We start from the raw sequence: 2,844 nt of genomic DNA, 5'->3' as shown, positions 1-2,844 counted from the left end.
CCGACTCTAACTTTGAATTAACCAATTTCCATCTGCACTTCAACCCTGTTCGTAAAACTTTATCCCTTTATCAAGATAAACATCATTATGATAAAGCTCAAGAAGCCGAATATCTTTCACGAACTAACTAAACTAATTAGAGTCTTTTTTATATTAAAGGAGATAAAAATGATGAAAATAAAATCAATCATTCAAAACAACTTTATTTTGGGGTTGATTATCTTAATTGGTTATGAGTTTGTAATACCTCATGGCCTTTACGCTTTACCTCAGCCTCAATTACAACGTTGTAACGCTTACAAATATACCGAAAAAGTTTTGCTTTTGACAAAAAAATTAAACCAAAATGTTTCTGAAAAAATTAAAAAAATCATGAAATCAATTCATCAAATTATTCATTGGGGAATTGATCTTTTAACTATTAGTAACGAAATAATCGATTTAACTGAGCAATAAATCAAAATCAAGAAAGCGAGTGAGATCATATGGCCATCAAAATAATTGAAACTAAAAAAAATCAATCACAAAATAATAAGAAAACAAATAAAAACACTAAAAACAAGAAATCTAACCAAATAATTATCCAAAGAAAAACTTCAACTCCTAAAATCATTATCGAAACCCCAACCAAAAAAGAATACTGGTTATTTAACATCATCAAAAATTTTTCTAAGATTTTGATTTGGGGTATTCCTTTCTTCTTAATTGGGGGAGGCATTTATTGGAGCCTTTTTAAATTCTTCCCTGATTTTTACCACCAAATCCATGCTTTGACAGGTGATGTGGCTATAAAAACTAAATCATTATATGATAAAACTACCCAACCCCTTCGTCAAGTTATTGAAAATGTTTATAATAAAATAACAGGAAATGATAAAGATCCTCTTTCGCCCCCAGCGAAATTAGGTTGTTATCTGACTACTACTTTAAGCGTTATTGGGATTTGTTTAGGCGTTGGAAAAATGGGTAATTGGTTCAAAAAAGGGAAGAAACCCGCTCTTAAAAAAGGCACAAAAGCGATTATCCCCCAGCGAGCGACTTCCTTTAGTGGTAAAATCCTCAAAATCAGTAGTAAAGTTTTAGGACTAGTTTCTTTGGCAGCAACTACTTACGAACTTTACCAATTTTATCGTGAAGAAACCCAAATCCCTAATCCGCCTCAACCATTAACCCAACAAATAAAAAATCCCCCAACTCTTGACTTACCAACTGAAAAAACCAAAATAACTAATCCTGATGAAGCGAAAGAAACTAAAATAACTAATCATGATGAAGTAACAACTCCCAAAGAAAGTGAAACTGGTAACCGCAACAATCCCTGATCAGGGTTCAGTTGAAACCACAACTGAACCTACCTTCCTTCCCCCAGAACAATTGTCTCTTCCTCAACACCTTGGTACGGAATTCCAAGAAACTACTCAAACTCCTGAAGAAATCGTTAAAGCCAAAAACTTATTAGAAATTCAACTTCAACAAGAATATCTCAATAGTTTAGCTTTAGCAACCCAAAAAGCTAATTTAGAATATGATTTAATCCAAAAACAAATGGAAATCGAAAACAACCAAAAACTATCAGCCCAAGCCAAACAAGAACTTGAAAAAGAAATTAATTATCAAACCGACCAAATCCGTGCGAAAGAAAAAGAAATCTTGACCCAAGATCAAAAGATTAATCAATTAACAATGAACTTACAGCAAGAAAAAACCATCAACACTGAAAAAGAAGCCCAAATCAATCAATTACTCCAACAAATCAACACCCAAAACCAAATAACTGAACAACTCCAAAACCAACTCCAAGAACAAAAATCTTTAATTGAAGCCAAAAATCAAGAATTAATTACTAATCAAACTTTATCGGAACAAGAAAAACAAGCACTTCAAAAAGAAATTAACCAATTAACCACTGATTTTCAACAAAAAGAACAAACCTATCAAACAACTATCTATCAACAAGAACAAGAAATTGCCCAATTAAATCAAGTTATCCACGAACAAGCTGAAGAAATTACCCGTTTAAGTGCAGAATTAGAACAACAAATTGACAAATGGGTTCAACAAGGTCTACATATTCAAACGCTCGAAACTACCATTAAAACTTTAGAAAATACTGCAGGCAAATACAGCGAAGAAAATATTGAACTTCGTCACGAAATTAATAAACTTAAAGAACAAATCAAAGACGAACAAAAAGCCCATGAAGCGACTCGAGTTAAATTACAAGACGAGAAAAACACATTAATTGAAAAATTAGAAAAATTTGATGGACTTGAGAAAAAAATCAATGATCAAACAAAAACTTATAGTGGCGCCATCCAACCTTTAAAAAACCGTGTTAAAACAGATATTGAACGGGTAACTTCTTGGTTCTCCAAATGGTTTTAATGAAAATTAAACAAGAAAAATATGTTAAAATGTTGGTATATTTCAAATTACCGAAAGGAATAATCATGTTTATTATTATTAAAAAAATCATTCAATGGGTTTCGATCATATTAGGATTATTATCATGTTTCTTGATCGGTTTTTTGGTTTTAACCAAAATGAACATTATCAAATTACCCAAAACCAAAATAGAAATCCCTAGTATTAAAGAAACCAAATTTGAAAATGTAGAAGAATGGTATGATGATAACAAAAAATGTCAAATGATTAAAGCTAAATATACTTTTGATGGCCTTAATGGTATTGGTTATTATCGCCAACAGCTCGCTAACAAAGCCAATATCGGAGCTTTTGAATTCATGAAAATTCAAGATCGCCTCGAAATCCAAAAAGAACCTACTAATCTTGCCAATTATATTCAAGAAGGTTATCCTTTCGACCGTTGGAATGATCTTGGAT

Annotated in this window: 3 protein-coding genes and 2 pseudogenes; all 5 read left to right on the top strand. The window is 31.6% G+C overall.

The window, feature by feature from the left end; all coding sequences use genetic code 11:
- A pseudogene (locus OC683_RS02210) lies at window positions 1-131 on the top strand (effector); the annotation flags it as partial.
- 40 nt (window positions 132-171) lie between these two features.
- On the top strand, window positions 172-456 hold the full coding sequence (locus OC683_RS02205; RefSeq protein WP_304514912.1) for a hypothetical protein: 285 nt from the start codon (window positions 172-174) through the stop codon (window positions 454-456).
- A gap of 29 nt (window positions 457-485) precedes the next feature.
- Window positions 486-1,322 (top strand): hypothetical protein, encoded by an 837-nt coding sequence (locus tag OC683_RS02200; protein WP_304514911.1) that lies wholly within the window; start codon window positions 486-488, stop codon window positions 1,320-1,322.
- On the top strand, window positions 1,294-2,385 hold the full coding sequence (locus tag OC683_RS02195) for a coiled-coil domain-containing protein (RefSeq protein ID WP_304514910.1): 1,092 nt from the start codon (window positions 1,294-1,296) through the stop codon (window positions 2,383-2,385). The genes OC683_RS02200 and OC683_RS02195 overlap by 29 nt, the downstream gene beginning before the upstream one ends.
- 65 nt (window positions 2,386-2,450) lie before the next feature.
- Window positions 2,451-2,844 (top strand): annotated as a pseudogene (locus OC683_RS02190) (effector); the annotation flags it as partial.

Source organism: Candidatus Phytoplasma crotalariae (assembly GCF_030586865.1).
Taxonomy (GTDB): domain Bacteria; phylum Bacillota_I; class Bacilli_A; order Acholeplasmatales; family Acholeplasmataceae; genus Phytoplasma; species Phytoplasma citri.
Note: the sequence above shows the minus strand (reverse complement) of the source record. Positions and strands in the feature narration are given on the sequence as shown.

Coding starts and splice junctions, on each gene's coding strand:
- OC683_RS02205 (WP_304514912.1), top strand. CDS start 172: ATGAAAATAAAATCAATCATTCAAAACAACTTTATTTTGGGGTTGATT.
- OC683_RS02200 (WP_304514911.1), top strand. CDS start 486: ATGGCCATCAAAATAATTGAAACTAAAAAAAATCAATCACAAAATAAT.